The following is a 13,649-nucleotide window of genomic DNA, read 5'->3' on the forward strand; positions in this document are numbered from 1 at the left end:
CGTTCAGCTCAGCCTCGTACGTACAAGGGCTCGCCCGGAGGCGTCGTCCCGGCCGGCAGCAGTGCCAGGTCGAGGCCGCGCACCAGGCGGGCCCTCAGTGTTTCGTCGGCGGCGAGTCGCCGGGCCACGGCTCGGGCGGCCTCGGCGGGGACGGCGGCCGGGTCGAGGACGAGGGCGAGGGTGCCGTCGGCCTGGCCGGGGCCGAGGTGGGCGGCGACGACGTCGGGTTCGGCGGCCACCGCGTCGCGGACCGCGCGGCGGACCGCCGGATCGGCGAGCGGGTCGGCCGTCGTACGGCCCTCGGCGAGCGCCAGCAGCGCGGGCCCGGTCAGTTCGAAGGCCACCGGTCCCGCCAGGTCGAGGACGACGGTGTCGGCCTTCTCGTGCACGGCGGCCTGGAGCGCCTGGTGCAGGGGTACGGCGACGGGGCGGGCCTCGGGGTCCCAGCGGGCCAGTGAGTCGGTGGACGTGAAGGCGGGCAGCGCGGTGCGGGCGCCGGCCTTCAGGGTGGGGACGGCCATGTCGCTGGTCTTCTCGCGGCGCAGCCCGTTCTCGTCCTCCTCGACCTCGCCGAGGACGGCGACCACGGGGACGAGGAGCCGGGCGTCCTTGAGGGCCGCCAGGACGGGTCCGACGGCGGTGCGGTCCTCGGCCCAGGCGGCGAGGGCCGCGGTCAGCCGGGGGTCGGCGGAGCCGTCGTCGTCGGAGAAGCCGGGGTCGGGAATGCTCTTGTTCGCCACGGTCGTCGACCTTATCGGGGACCTTGTCGGCGGGATGCCGCCGGGGTTGTGCGGGGCCCGCAACGCGGCGTGACCGGTTTCACGGGATTCTCAGCCTCCCCTGACCCGCCTCTCACGGCCGTCAAACGGGGTGCACAGTCGCCGCCCCGAGCATCGGCGGCATGGAGTCCTCCGGAGCACGTCGCAGCCGTCGCGCCCGCCCCTCCCGGCGTCGTCCGCTGCTGCACATCGCGCTCGCCACGGTGGCCGTGCTGGGTGCGACGGCGGGCGGGACCGTGTACGTGAAGGCGCAGGCGCACTCGGGTACGGGAGCCGTATCGTCGGCTTCGAATTCGGCTTCGGCGTCGCAGCCGGGGGACGGGGAGGGGTCGGTGGAGACGGTGACGGTGCCCGAGACGGACTACGACGCGCTGCTGGCGTCGGCGATGAAGGCGGTGACCGTGCCGACGGGGGCGGCCGTGTCCGTGGCGGTGCTCGACCTGGAGTCCGGGGGCGGCGGCGCGTACGGCGAGGGGGTCTTCGACACGGCGAGCATCGTCAAGGTGGACATCCTGGCGACGCTGCTGCTCCAGGCGCAGGACGCGGACCGTCCTCTCACCGCGGCGGAGAAGGCGTACGCCACCGCGATGATCGAGAACAGCGACAACGACTCGGCGTCGGCGCTGTGGCGGGCCATCGGCAAGGCGGCGGGTCTTGACGCGGCGAACGAGCGGTTCGGGCTGACCGGCACCGCGGGCGGCGACGACATGTTGTGGGGGCTGACCCAGACCACGGCCGCCGACCAACTCGCCCTGCTCCAGCAGGTGTTCGGGGACGACTCGGAGTTGAGCGAGGCGTCGCGGGCGTACCTTCAGGGGCTGATGGGGCAGATCGCCGTCGGGCAGCGGTGGGGGGTATCGGCGGCGGCCGAGGGGGCTTCGTGGGCGCTGAAGAACGGCTGGCTGCCGCGCAGCACGACCGGGTTGTGGGACATCAACAGCATCGGGCGGGTGAGCGTCGACGGCGGCCATGCCTACCTGGTGGCCGTGCTGTCGAACGGCAACGCGACGCAGGCGGCGGGGGTCTCGCTGGTGGAGTCGGCGGCGGAGGCTGCGGTGTCGGCGTTCAGGTCGGTTTCGACGTCCACGCCGGCTTCGGCAGCGGCTTCCGCGTCGGCCGCCGATTAGCTAGTAGACCTCGTACGCCTCGTGCGACGCGTGGGCCTCGTGCGGGTCGCGGGTGCGGCGGCCTCGCCACAGGGCGACCGCCGTCACCAGCAGTACTCCCCCGGCGCCGCCGGCGAGCAGTCCCGCACCGCTCGACGTGTCGCCGTCCGTCTTGGGCTTGTCGGGGCCGGGGCCGAAGTAGCGCTGGCCGGAGGCCGCGGACTGCAAGCCCTGCGGTTTGAGGTCGGCGGCGGCCCTGATCGCGGCGGCGGGGTCGATGAAGCCGTAGCCGCGGGAGTCGTCGCGGCCGGCGGCGGGGGCGTTGCGGGCGGTGTCCTCCAGGAGCTTCTTGATCTGCGCGGGGGTCAGTCCGGGGTGGGCGGCCTTGACGAGCGCGACGGCGCCGGAGACGAAGGCGGAGGCGGCGGACGTCCCCCAGCCTTGGTAGTACTTGTGGTCCGGGTCGGCGATGACGACGTCGACGCCGGGCGCGCTGACCGTGGCGTACCAGCGGCGGGTGGAGAACGAGGCGCGGGTGCCGTAGCGGTCGACGGCGGTCGCGGCGATGACGCCCGGGTAGGCGGCCGGGTACGAGATGTGGTCGCCCTTCTCGCCGCCGTTGCCGGCCGAGGCGACGACGACCGAGCCCTTCTTCAGCGCGTACTGGACGGCCTCGTCCTCGGCGGGTTCGGGGTGGGCGGAGGCGGAGTCGTCGCCGAGGGAGAGGTTGATGACGTCGGCGCCCTGGTCGGCGGCCCAGCGGATGCCTTCGGCGAGGGCGTTGCCGCGGGTGTTGCGGGCCTTGGTGCGCTGCGGGTCGCCGTCCTCCAGGATCACCCGGACGGGGAGGATCTTCGCCTCAGGGGCGATGCCGAGGACGCCGTCGTCGTTGTCGTAGCCGTGGCCGTGACCTGCGATGATGCCGGCCATCGCGGTGCCGTGGCGGGCCCAGGACCGGTCGCCGGGGACGGCTCCGAAGCCGACCATGTCCTTGCCGGCGAGGACGTTGCCGTCGAGGTCGGGGTGGTCGGCCTCGACGCCGGTGTCCAGGACGGCGACGGTGATGCCCTGGCCCTTGGTGGTCTGCCAGACCTCTTGCGTGTGCAGGGCGTCCAGGGCCCACTGCTGGCTGCGGATGCTGTCGGCGTAGGCGGTGGTGGGCGGCACAAGGGCGACGGCGGCGGCGAGGAGGCAGCACAGGATCCCGGCCCTGCGGGTGGTCGCCGTCCGGGTCGTGCGGGGGCTCATGAGGGGTGCTCCGAGGACTGCTGCGAGGGCGTGACGGCGGTCTTGCGCAGGCCGCGCTCGACGCGGTCGGCGAGGCCCTGCGCCTCGTTGCCGAGGCCGGCCTGGGCGGGGGCCGTGGTGGCGCCGGTCGCGGTGGCCGCGGGGGCAGGCTGCGGGGTGTCGACGTCGCGGCCGTCGGCCCAGCCGGAGACGGCGTAGACGACGACGGGGGCGTCGGTGAGGACGGACACCGTCCACGCGGCGCGTTGTTTGTCGCCGAAGGCGGCGGCGACGGTGTCCTTCGCGGCGTACGGGCGGGGCATCAGGTCCGCGCGCTTCGCCAGGCCCTCCGTCGTGAAGCGGGTGTCGAGCGCGCGCATGGCGGTGGCGTCGGCCTTGGTGAACAGCAGGCCGACGGTGGTCACGTAGCTCTGGGTGGCGTCGGTGTAGGTGGCGCGCAGGAGGCGGGTGCAGCCGACGGGGGCGAGGACCTTCTGCAGCAGCGGGTCGAAGGCGTCGGCGCAGCCGCTGTCCGGAGCGACGGCGATGCGCGTCCAGGTGCGGTCGGCGCCGCCAGGACCTGCGCCCTGGCCGTCGACCGTGGGCGGGAAGAGCTGGTCGACGGGCACGTTGTGCCACAGGCCGCCGGCGGTGACGTAGGCGCTGCGTTCGCCGCTGTCCCCCGAGTCCCCGACGAGCCAACTGCCGGTGACGGCACCGCCGATGAGCCCCAGACCGAGGACGACACAGGCGGCGGCCGCGGCGGTGCGCCCCCGGCGGCCGAGGCCGGGCCGGTATCCCTCGGGCCGCGCGAACGTCACCACGGGGCGCGTGGTGCCGTGGCTACCGCCGGGTGCCATGGGAGCGCTCCAGGAAAGGGCGGGGTCGGGTCCGCCGGGCACGTTCGGGGCGACGTCGGGCCGCCGCGGTACCTCGGGCTCGGCCTGCCGCAAGGCGGCACCCGGGCTCCAGGCCGGCCACCCGTCCACCTCCGGCGCGCCCTGCCGTTCGCCGCCCGCAGGCTCCGCCTCCTGCCGCTGTGGCCCGGGCGCGGGCACCCAACTCCGCGGCAGAGGCGACCAGCCACTCTCAGCCACGGACGCAGACCCACCGTCGGCCCCGACACCCGCGACACCACCGGCCCGAACGTCGTCGCCGGAGACATCCGAGCCAACGGGGCGAGGAACACCCGAACCAGCCCCGAGAGGCCTGTCCGGGCCGGTGCCACCCGGGGATTGACGAGACCCAGAACCACCAGAACCAAAGGGCCGGGGGCCGGCCGAACCCGACACATCAGGCTCAGCGGTACGGGAGGGGGGCGCGCCGAAGGAGCGGAAACCGGCGGCCGAGGCGACCGGGCCCGAGACGTCAGGGGCGTTGACGTGGGAGGGGGGCGCGCCGAAGGGACGGGTAGCGGCAGCCGAGGCGGCCGGACCGGAGGCATCCACGGCAGCGGCACGGGGGACGGCCGAGTCAGCGGGACCCGACGCGCCCGGGGCAGCGGCGCGGGAAGGGGGCGCGCCGAAGGAGCGGGAAGCGGGCGAGGCAGCCGGGCCTGAAGCCTCGGGGGCAGCGGCACGGGAAGGGGGCACGCCGAAGGGGCCGGAAGCGGGCGAGGCGGCCGGGCCTGGAACCTCCGGAGCAGCGGCACGCGAAGGCGGCGCGCCAAAGGGGCCGGAAGCAGGCGAGGCAGCCGAGCCCGGAACCTCCGGAGCAGCGGCACGCGAAGGGGGCGCGCCGAAGAAGCCGGAGTCCGTTGTGGCGGCGGGAGCCTGGGGGCCGCCGTCCGAGGCGGCGGGCGTGTCGGCGGAACGGGGTGTCGGCCTGGTGGCGCGGGGTGCTCGGCGGAAGTCGTGGGGTGGGGCGGAGCGGGGGGCGTTGGCAGCGGACGGGCGCTCTTCGGCTCGCGCCGACGTCCCCGTGTCGCCGCCTCGCGGGGGCGAGGTGGGCCGGGGCGGCAGCGGCGGGGTGTCCGGGAAGCGGGCCGACGCGGGCGGCGGGGGCTCGGTCATGTCGTCCGTGCGGTGGGCCCGCGGGGCGGTGCGGGGAATGGGGGGAACCGTGCCCGAGGCGGCACGAAAGCCGTCCCCGGCTGCGCCTCCGCCCCCGGCGACCGGCGCTCCCGCCGGGGACCCGGCCTCCCGGCGCGCAGCCTGCGGCCCAACCGGACCTGCGCCCGCCCCACGCTGACTCTCCGGCTCCGCCGGACCATCGGATGCCGTGCGGGCGGCTCCGCCCACGGTCGGACGGTCGGTCGACCAACGCGCGGACTCCTGACCCACCGGACCAGCAGCTCCGCCCACCGCCGGGTCGTCGGGCGACCAACGCGCAGAGTCCTGCCCCACCGGACCGGCAGCCCCCCGACGGGAATCCTGCCGCCCGCCCGAGACCGTAGCCGCCCCACCCGCGGGCCCCTGCCCCACCGGACCGGCAGACACCGGGCGGGCAGACACCGGGCGGGCAGCTCCACCCACCGCCGGGTCGTCGGGCGACCAACGCGCAGAGTCCCGCTCCACCGGACCGGACGTCCCCTGGCCTGCAAGTTCCCGCTCCGGCGGGCCGGTAGGCACCCAGCCTGCCGACTCCCGCTCCACCGGGTCGGAAGGCGCCCAGCCTGCTGGCTCTCGCTCCACCGGGTCGGAAGGCGCCCAGGCTGGCGAATCCCGGTTCGTGGGGGCCGTGGTCCACCAGTTGCCCGGGCCTCGTTCGGCCGGGGCTGGGGGTGTGGGTGGGGTGGTCGGGCGTGGGGGGATGGAGGTGCGGCGTGCTTCTGTGCTCATGCACCCCCCGTTTCCTCGTGCCCGGGCCGTCGTTCTCGTACGCGGGCCGACGTGCGCTTGCCCGGCGGCCCGGTGCGGACTCGGTGATCCGTCCAGGGCACGCATACCCGCACCGGTGGACCGGCATCCCGACGCGGCTGACCGGCCGGAGCCGTCCTCCGTGCGTGCGCGTCACTCTACGGCTTGTCGCTGGGCAAACGGGAACCAGTCCGCACCCCCCGGGGCTTCTGCCCGGAACGTCCCCCTACCCTGCGGTAATCCTGTCTGGCAGGCTGCGTTCATGACTGCGCGCGCCGCCGACCGGGCCCGTTACGACCGGGCCACCGAGCATCTCGACGCCCCTCTCGCGATCGTCGATCTGGAGGCGTTCGACGCGAACGCGGCGGATCTCGTCCGCCGGGCCGGCGGCAAGCCGATCCGGGTGGCGAGCAAGTCCGTGCGCTGCCGGACGCTGCTGGAGCGCGTCCTCGCGAAGGACGGCTTCGCGGGCATCATGTCGTTCACCCTCGCCGAGTCCCTGTGGCTCGCGCGGTCCGGGTTCGAGGACATCCTGCTCGCCTACCCCTCCGCCGACCGCCCCGCCTTCGCGGAGCTCGCCGCCGACCCCAAGCTCGCCGCCGCCGTCACCGTCATGGTCGACGACGTCGCGCAGCTCGACCTCATCGACTCCGCGCGCGCCGGCGGCGGTGAAGTGGTCCGGGTCTGCCTGGAGTTGGACACCTCGCTGAAGCTGCTCGGCGGCCGGCTGCGGGTCGGCGCGCTGCGCTCGCCGCTGCACTCCGCCGCCCAAGTCGCCGACGTGGCACGGGCGGTGGCGCGGCGGCCGGGGTTCAAGCTGGTGGGGATCATGGCCTACGAGGGGCACATCGCCGGTGTCGGCGACGCCCTCGCCGGGCGGCCCTTCCGGTCCCGGGCGATCCGGCTGATGCAGGCCACCGCCCGCCGTGAACTCGCCGAGCGGCGCGCCGCGGTGGTGCGCGCGGTGCGGGCCGTCGTACCGGATCTGGAGTACGTCAACGGCGGCGGCACCGGCAGTGTGCAGCACACCGCCGCCGAGGACGCGGTCACGGAGATCGCGGCCGGGTCGGGGCTGTACGTGCCGCGGCTCTTCGACAACTACACGTCGTTCAGCGGTCGTCCGGCCGCCCTGTTCGCGCAGCCCGTCGTCCGGCGGCCGGGGGTCGGGGTCGTGACCGTCCTCGGCGGCGGTTACCCGGCGTCGGGTGCCGCCGGGCCCGACCGGCTGCCCGTGCCGTATCTCCCGGAGGGGCTGCGGTACGACCCCCAGGAGGGCCCCGGCGAGGTGCAGACGCCGCTCATCGGCTCCCCCGCCGACGATCTGCTGATCGGCGACAAGGTGTGGTTCCGGCACGCGAAGGCCGGTGAGCTGTGCGAGCGGTTCGACGTGCTGCACCTCGTCGAGGGGGACACGGTCACGGCGACCGTGCCCACCTACCGGGGCGAGGGCCACACCTTCCTGTAGAGCGGGCCTACAGGGGGGTGACGTACGCCCCCGAGATCCCGCCGTCCACCAGGAAGTCGCTGGCGTTGACGAACGAGGAGTCGTCGCTCGCCAGGAAGGCGACGGCGGCGGCGATCTCCTCGGCCTCGGCGAACCGGCCGACGGGGATGTGGACGAGGCGGCGCGCGGCCCGCTCGGGGTCCGTCGCGAACAGCTCCTGCAGCAGCGGGGTGTTGACCGGGCCGGGGCACAGGGCGTTCACCCGGATGCCCTCCCGGGCGAACTGCACGCCCAGTTCACGGGACATGGCCAGCACCCCGCCCTTGGACGCGGTGTACGAGATCTGGGACGTGGCCGCGCCCATCCGGGCCACGAACGACGCCGTGTTGATGATCGAGCCCTTGCCCTGGCGCCGCATGTAGGGGATGGCGGCCTTGCAACACAGGTACACGGAGGTCAGGTTGACGTCCTGGACGCGCTTCCAGGCCTCGAGGCCGGTCTCCAGGATGGAGTCGTCGTCGGGCGGCGAGATGCCCGCGTTGTTGAAGGCGATGTCGACGCTGCCGTAGGTGTCGTAGGCCGTCTTGAACAGCGCCTCGACCTGCTCGGGGTCGGTGACGTCGACCTTCACGAAGGTCCCGCCGACCTCCTCCGCGGCGGCCTTGCCGCGGGCCTCGTCGATGTCGCCGCAGACGACGTGCGCGCCCTCGGAGGCGAGCCGGCGGGCGGTGGCGAGGCCGATGCCGCTGCCGGCGCCGGTGATGACGGCCGTGCGGCCGACGAGGCGGCGGCAGACGATGTCAGGGGTCTGAGCGGTCACTGTGCGGGGCCCTCCGTGTTGATGAAGACGTTCTTGGTTTCGGTGAAGGCGGTCAGGGCGTCCGGGCCCAGCTCGCGGCCGACGCCGGACTGCTTGAAGCCGCCGAAGGGCGTCCAGTAGCGGACGCTGGAGTGGGAGTTGACGGACAGGTTGCCGGCCCGCACGGCCTGCGAGACGCGCAGGGCGCGGCCGATGTCGCGGGTCCAGATGGAGCCGGAGAGGCCGTAGGGGGTGTCGTTGGCGAGCCGGATCGCGTCCGCCTCGTCGGTGAAGGGGAGCAGGACGGCGACGGGGCCGAAGATCTCCTCGCGGGCCGCGTCGGAGTCGGGCGCGGCGCCGGTGAGGACGGTCGGCGGGAACCAGAAGCCGGGGCCGTCGGGGGCCGTGCCGCGCAGCGCCCGGGCGTCGTCCGGCACGAACGACCGTACGCGGTCCACCTGTTGGCGGGAGATCAGCGGGCCCATCTGGGTCGCGTCGTCGGCCGGGTCGCCGACCACGACGGCGGACAGCTCCCGGGCGAGGTGCTCGGCGACCTCGTCGTAGACCGACTCCTGGACGAGGATCCGGGTGCGGGCGCAGCAGTCCTGGCCGGAGTTGTCCAGGAAGGAGAACGGGTCGACGGCGGTCTTCAGGTCGGCGTCCGCGAAGACGACGTTGGGGCTCTTGCCGCCGAGTTCCAGGGTGACCGGCTTGACCTGCCGGGCGCAGCGTTCCATGACCTCGCGGCCGGTGCGGGTGGAGCCGGTGAACACGATCTTCGCGACGCCGGGGTGGTCGACGAGGGCGCGTCCGGTGACCGCGCCGTAGCCGGGCAGGACCTGGAACAGGCCCTCGGGGAGCCCTGCCTCCAGGGCGAGTTCGGCGAGGCGCAGGGCGGTGAGCGGGGTGGTCTCGGCGGGCTTGAGGAGGACCGCGTTGCCGGCGGCGAGGGCCGGGAAGGAGCCCCAGGCGGCGATCGGCATCGGGAAGTTCCAGGGCGCGATGACGCCGACCACGCCGAGCGGCTCGTGGAAGGTGACGTCCCAGCCGCCGGGCACCGGGATCTGCCGGCCGAGGAGCCGTTCGACGCCACCGGCCGCGTAGAGCAGCAGGTCGCGGGCGTTGCCGGCCTCCCAGCGGGCGTTGCCGAGGAGGTGACCGGCTTCCCGGACCTCCAGCCGGGCCAGTTCCTCCAGGTGCGCGTCGACGACGTCGGCGAAGCGGCGCAGCAGGCGGGCGCGGTCGGCGGGCGCGAGCGCGGCCCACGTCCGCTGCGCCGCGGCGGCGCGTACGACGGCCGCGTCCACGTCGGCCGCGGTGGCGGCGGGGACGGTCGCGACGACCTCTTCCGTCGCGGGGTTGAGGACGGTCAGCTCATGCTCGTACGACAACGAAGGACCTTTCAGAGACGTTCGACATCACAGACGTTCGAAGGAGCGGCGCAGCTCCCAGTCGGTGACCGCGGCGTCGAAGGCCATCAGCTCGACGCGGGCCATGTTGCCGTAGTGCGCGACGACCTCCTCGCCGAAGGCGGCCAGCGCGATCGGGCTGTTCGCCCAGAGGTCGGCGGCCTCGCGGAGCGTGGTGGGGACGTGCGCGTAGTCGGCGGTGTAGGCGTTTCCGGCGCAGGCCTCGGGCAGTTCCAGTTTCTGTTCGATGCCGTGCAGTCCGGCCGCGATCAGGCCGGCGACCGCGAGGTGGGGGTTGACGTCGCCGCCGGGCAGCCGGTTCTCGAAGCGCATCGAGGGGCCGTGGCCGACGACCCGCAGCGAGCAGGTGCGGTTGTCGTGGCCCCAGGCGACGGCGGTCGGGGCGAAGGAGCCCGGCTGGAACCGCTTGTAGGAGTTGATGTTGGGGGCGTAGAGGAGGGAGAAGTCGCGCAGGGCGGCCAGTTGTCCGGCGAGGAAGTGGCGCATGACGTCGGACATGCCGTTCGCGTCCGCGGCGGTGCCGGCCATGACGTTGGCGCCGTCGGCGTCGGTGAGGGAGAGGTGGATGTGGCAGGAGTTGCCCTCGCGCTCGTTGTACTTCGCCATGAAGGTCAGCGAGACGCCCTCCTGCGCGGCGATCTCCTTGGCGCCGGTCTTGTAGATCGCGTGCTGGTCGCAGGTGACGAGGGCCTCGTCGTAGCGGAAGGCGATCTCGTGCTGGCCGGGGTTGCACTCGCCCTTGGCGGACTCGACGGTGAGGCCGGCGCCGGCCATCTCGTTGCGGATACGGCGCAGCAGCGGCTCGACCCGTCCCGTCCCGAGGACCGAGTAGTCGACGTTGTACTGGTTGACCGGGGTGAGGCCGCGGTAGTTCGCGTCCCAGGCGGCCTCGTAGGTGTCCTTGAAGACGATGAACTCCAGCTCGGTGCCGACCTGGGCGGTGAAGCCGTGCTCGGCGAGGCGCTCCAGTTGGCGGCGCAGGATCTGGCGCGGGGCTGCGACCACGGGCGAGCCGTCGCTCCAGGCGAGGTCGGCGACCAGCATGGCCGTACCGGCGTTCCAGGGCACGCGGCGCAGGGTGGAGAGGTCGGGGTGCATGGCGAAGTCGCCGTAGCCGCGCTCCCAGGAGGACATGGCGTAGCCGTCGACGGTGTTCATCTCCGTGTCGACGGCGAGCAGGTAGTTGCAGCCCTCGGTGCCGTGCTTCAGGACCTCGGCGAGGAAGAATCCGGCGGCGAACCGCTTGCCCTGGAGGCGCCCTTGCATGTCGGGGAAGGCCAGGACGACAGTGTCGATCTCACCGCTCGCGACGAGGGTGTGCAGTTCCTCGACACTGAGCGGGGGTGTGCGGTCTGCCACTGGAGGGCCTCCTCAGGCTCCGGGGACCATAAGGTATTGCGGAGAACCATTGCTTGGGAAGGGGGCGCGGCCAGATGTCGGTGGATGCGGACGGCTCACCGGACGGCGGACCGGACGGGAGACCGGTCGGCCCACAGGTCGGCGAACCGGACAACGGGCCGGACGACCGGTTGACGCCGGTGCTGCGGCCGGTGCGGGCCGGGAACGGCTTCGAGGAGGCGTTGGAGCAGATCCTCCAGGTCGTCCGGCTGGGTCTGGTACCGGGCGGCGAACGGCTGCCGGCCGAGCGGGATCTCGCGGAGCGGCTCGGGATCAGCCGGGTGACGCTGCGCGAGGTGCTGAAGGTGCTCCAGGACCAGGGGCTGGTCGAGTCCCGCCGGGGGCGTTACGGCGGCACGTTCGTGCTGCCGCGCGCGGACGCCGGCGGCGAGGACGAGCTGCGGCGGCGGATCGCCGAGGTCGACGTCGAGGACGTCCTGCGCTTCCGCGAGGTGCTGGAGGTCGGCGCGGCGGGGCTGTGCGCGACGCACGGGCTGACCGGCGAACAGGCGCAGCGGCTGCGCGAGGCCCTCGCCCGCACCGAGGACGCGCCGCTCACCGACTACCGGCGCCTGGACACGATGCTCCACCTCACGCTGGCCGAGCTGTGCGGCTCCCCGTCGCTGACCGCGCAGTACGCGGCGGTCCGGGCCACGGTGAACGACCTGCTCGACTGCATCCCGCTCCTCGTGCGCAACCTGGAGCACTCGCAGCGCCAGCACACGGCGCTGGTGGAAGCGGTGCTGGACGGCGACTCGGACGGCGCGCGGGAGATGATGCGGGAGCACTGCGCGGGGACGGCGGCCCTCCTCAGGGGCTTCCTGACATGACACATCCCGACATGACACAAAGGTATGCGAGCAGTCCATTGACGGCCGGGGAGGCAACATGACGGGCAGGACGGGCGGCGCGGGCGTGACGGGCGGCGGGCCGCTGATCGGCGTCAGTACGTACCTGGAGTCCGGGACGCGCTGGGGTGTGTGGGAGCTGGAGGCGGCGCTGCTGCCCGCCGGGTACGCGCGGCTCGTGCAGCGGGCCGGCGGGCTGGCCGTACTGCTCCCGCCGGACGCGCCCGAGCACGCGGCGGCGGCCGTCGCCCGCCTCGACGGCCTGGTGATCTCGGGCGGCCCGGACGTCGAGCCGGTCCGTTACGGCGCCGAGCCCGACCCGCGCACCGGGCCGCCGGCGCGGGAGCGGGACGCGTGGGAGCTGGCCCTGATCGACGCGGCACTGGCGGCGGACGTCCCGCTGCTGGGCATCTGCCGGGGCATGCAGTTGCTGAACATCGCGCTCGGCGGCACCATGACGCAGCACATCGACGGGCACACCGGGGGCGTCGGCGTCTTCGGCCACCACGCGGTCAAGCCGGTCCCGGGCACGCTCTACGGCGGCCTCGTCGAGGAGGAGACGTCCGTGCCGACCTATCACCACCAGTCGGTGGACCGCCTCGGCGCGGGCCTGATCCCGTCGGCGTACGCGGCGGACGGCACGGTGGAAGCGGTCGAACTGCCGTCGGCGGGGGGCTGGGTGCTGGGCGTGCAGTGGCATCCGGAGATGGCGGAGGACGTACGGGTGATGCGCGCGCTGGTGGAAGCGGCGGGACCACTCAGCCCGTCCGGCGCTTGAGGACGAGGCCCCTTAAGGGCCGACAGCGGGGGTCTGGGGGCGCAGCCCCCAGGGGACGGGACGACGCCGCTACCCCCGCGTCAACGACAACAACTCCCGCGCCGGCCCGGCAGGGCGGTGCCCCGTCGGCCACACCGCCCGCAGGTCGCGCGCCAACTCGACGCCCTCGACCGGGATGTCGACCAACCTCCGCAGCGCCAGCTCCTCACCGACCGCCAGTTCGCTCAGCACCGCCGGCCCTGCCCCGCTCACCGCCGCCGCCTTGACCGCCGTGGTCGAGGACAGCTCGATCAGCGGCCGGGCCAGCCCGCCCAGCGCCGTGTCGAGAACCTGCCGCGTCCCCGACCCCTCCTCCCGCAGGATCAGCGGCGTCGACGCCAACTCGGCGGCGGGCAGCGGCCGTCGGCGACGCGCCCACGGATGACCGGGCGCGACGACGACGACCAGGTGGTCGTGGGCTATCACCGTCGAGTCGAGGCCCGGCGGCACCGTGAGCCCCTCCACGAAGCCGAGGTCCGCCTCCCCGGACAGCAGCCGCTCGGCGACGGCCGCCGAGTTGCCCGCGAGCAGCGACACCGCCGTGTCCGGCCGCCCGGCGCGCAGCGCGAGCAGCCAGCCGGGCAGCAGGTACTCGGCGATCGTCATGCTGGCCGCCACCCGCAGCCGTGAGTCCCGACGGTCGCGCAGCGCCTGCGCCCCCGCGTCGAACGCCTGCGCCGCCTCGACGACCCGCCGCGCCCAGTCCGTGACCAGCGCGCCGGCGTCCGTGAGCCGGGAGCCGCGCGGGGAGCGGTCCACCAGGGCCACGCCGAGCTGGCGCTCCATGGACCGGATCCGGCTGCTCGCGGCCGGCTGCGTGATGCCCAGCTCGCGCGCCGCCGCGCCCAGACTGCCCAGCCGGGCCACGCCCAGCAGCAGTTCCAACGCCCCGAGATCCGGCACCCGATGCGCGATCGAGCCCGTGCCGCTGTGCGCCGACTGCCCCTCCACACTGCCCATAAGCCCAGCTTATGCCCCCATAGAGACATCCTCCCTGGTCGCG

The 13,649-nt window shown here is 74.1% G+C and carries 11 protein-coding genes; 4 read left to right on the top strand and 7 right to left on the bottom strand.

What is annotated here, in order from left to right:
* Positions 1–8: 8 nt before the first annotated feature.
* Positions 9–740: an SseB family protein gene (locus BMZ82_RS11325; protein ID WP_093774425.1), complete on the bottom strand. Its 732-nt coding sequence runs from the start codon at positions 738–740 to the stop codon at positions 9–11.
* A 161-nt stretch (positions 741–901) separates the two neighbouring features.
* Here BMZ82_RS11325 and BMZ82_RS11330 point away from each other — a divergent pair, with 161 nt between their 5' ends.
* The gene (locus tag BMZ82_RS11330; RefSeq protein ID WP_093774427.1) at positions 902–1,906 is read left to right on the top strand and encodes a serine hydrolase; all 1,005 of its coding nucleotides are present in this window, start codon (positions 902–904) and stop codon (positions 1,904–1,906) included.
* Here the strand turns inward: BMZ82_RS11330 and mycP are convergent, their stop codons facing one another.
* On the bottom strand, positions 1,907–3,133 hold the full coding sequence (mycP, locus tag BMZ82_RS11335; RefSeq protein WP_093774429.1) for a type VII secretion-associated serine protease mycosin: 1,227 nt from the start codon (positions 3,131–3,133) through the stop codon (positions 1,907–1,909).
* Positions 3,130–3,972: a hypothetical protein gene (locus tag BMZ82_RS11340; protein ID WP_093774431.1), complete on the bottom strand. Its 843-nt coding sequence runs from the start codon at positions 3,970–3,972 to the stop codon at positions 3,130–3,132. Before BMZ82_RS11340 ends, mycP begins: the two co-directional genes overlap by 4 nt.
* 2,200 nt (positions 3,973–6,172) lie before the next feature.
* Here BMZ82_RS11340 and BMZ82_RS11345 point away from each other — a divergent pair.
* A complete protein-coding gene (locus tag BMZ82_RS11345; RefSeq protein ID WP_093774433.1) occupies positions 6,173–7,375 on the top strand; it encodes an amino acid deaminase/aldolase in 1,203 nt (400 codons plus the stop codon).
* Positions 7,376–7,382: 7 nt separating this feature from the next.
* On the opposite strand, the gene BMZ82_RS11350 is transcribed toward BMZ82_RS11345, so the two are convergent.
* The 3 genes from BMZ82_RS11350 to BMZ82_RS11360 are packed head-to-tail and all read right to left on the bottom strand — an operon-like array spanning position 7,383 to position 10,942.
* Positions 7,383–8,174 (bottom strand): 3-oxoacyl-ACP reductase, encoded by a 792-nt coding sequence (locus tag BMZ82_RS11350; RefSeq protein ID WP_093774435.1) that lies wholly within the window; start codon positions 8,172–8,174, stop codon positions 7,383–7,385.
* Complete coding sequence (locus BMZ82_RS11355) at positions 8,171–9,544, bottom strand: aldehyde dehydrogenase family protein (protein ID WP_093774437.1); 1,374 nt, start codon at positions 9,542–9,544, stop codon at positions 8,171–8,173. The genes BMZ82_RS11350 and BMZ82_RS11355 overlap by 4 nt, the downstream gene beginning before the upstream one ends.
* A gap of 27 nt (positions 9,545–9,571) precedes the next feature.
* Entirely contained in the window at positions 9,572–10,942 is a 1,371-nt protein-coding gene (locus tag BMZ82_RS11360) for a glutamine synthetase family protein (protein WP_093774439.1), read from the bottom strand.
* Between the two features lie 74 nt (positions 10,943–11,016).
* Here BMZ82_RS11360 and BMZ82_RS11365 point away from each other — a divergent pair, with 74 nt between their 5' ends.
* On the top strand, positions 11,017–11,811 hold the full coding sequence (locus tag BMZ82_RS11365) for a FadR/GntR family transcriptional regulator (protein ID WP_256251858.1): 795 nt from the start codon (positions 11,017–11,019) through the stop codon (positions 11,809–11,811).
* Positions 11,812–11,869: 58 nt separating this feature from the next.
* A complete protein-coding gene (locus BMZ82_RS11370; RefSeq protein ID WP_093774441.1) occupies positions 11,870–12,607 on the top strand; it encodes a gamma-glutamyl-gamma-aminobutyrate hydrolase family protein in 738 nt (245 codons plus the stop codon).
* Between the two features lie 69 nt (positions 12,608–12,676).
* On the opposite strand, the gene BMZ82_RS11375 is transcribed toward BMZ82_RS11370, so the two are convergent.
* Positions 12,677–13,606: a LysR family transcriptional regulator gene (locus BMZ82_RS11375; RefSeq protein WP_093774443.1), complete on the bottom strand. Its 930-nt coding sequence runs from the start codon at positions 13,604–13,606 to the stop codon at positions 12,677–12,679.
* Between the last annotated feature and the right edge of the window lie 43 nt (positions 13,607–13,649).

The sequence above is a fragment of the Streptomyces sp. yr375 genome (genome assembly GCF_900110755.1).
In the GTDB taxonomy this organism is placed as follows: domain Bacteria; phylum Actinomycetota; class Actinomycetes; order Streptomycetales; family Streptomycetaceae; genus Streptomyces.